General features: G+C 55.1%; 1 protein-coding gene. It reads left to right on the forward strand.

From position 1 onward, the window contains the following. A partial coding sequence (locus tag QEH52_RS20110; RefSeq protein WP_308952755.1) for a hypothetical protein occupies positions 1-554 on the forward strand: 554 nt, incomplete at both ends.

The following is a 554-nucleotide window of genomic DNA, read 5'->3' on the forward strand; positions in this document are numbered from 1 at the left end:
GGAGTCCACGATGCGCCGATCAAAGGTAAGCGCCGTGCGGTCGGGCATTTTTACACTCTGAACTATCGCACGCATGCCTTGACGCATCTGACCGCAGCAGACCTTCAAGGAGGGCGCAAGAAATGCGAGCACGACATGCATGCGCTCAAACGGATGAGTTCCGGGCAGTTGCGTCAGGGAGCGGCCAAGGGGCGCCAGGTTCTTTATGTTTGGGACTGCGCCGGCACCGATATGCGGCAATGGTATAAGTGGAAGCAGGCTGCGGGCGTTTACTTCCTAAGCCGCGCTAAGGACCTGATGAAGATCACTTGCTTTGGCGAAATCGAGTTCGACCGTGAAGACCCCATCAATGCGGGCGTGCTCGCCGATCAGCATGCGGCCACCGAGACAAGCGGAGTGATGATGCGATACATTCGTTACCAATGCCCACGCACCGGCACCGAATATGAGTTTATTACCAACCACATGAAGATACGACCCGGAGTGATTGCATGGCTGTATCTACGACGTTGGGATATCGAGAAGACCTACGATACCTTCAAAAACAAGCTCTC

This window comes from Thalassobacterium maritimum, assembly GCF_031127805.1.
In the GTDB taxonomy this organism is placed as follows: Bacteria; Verrucomicrobiota; Verrucomicrobiia; order Opitutales; family Coraliomargaritaceae; genus Thalassobacterium; species Thalassobacterium maritimum.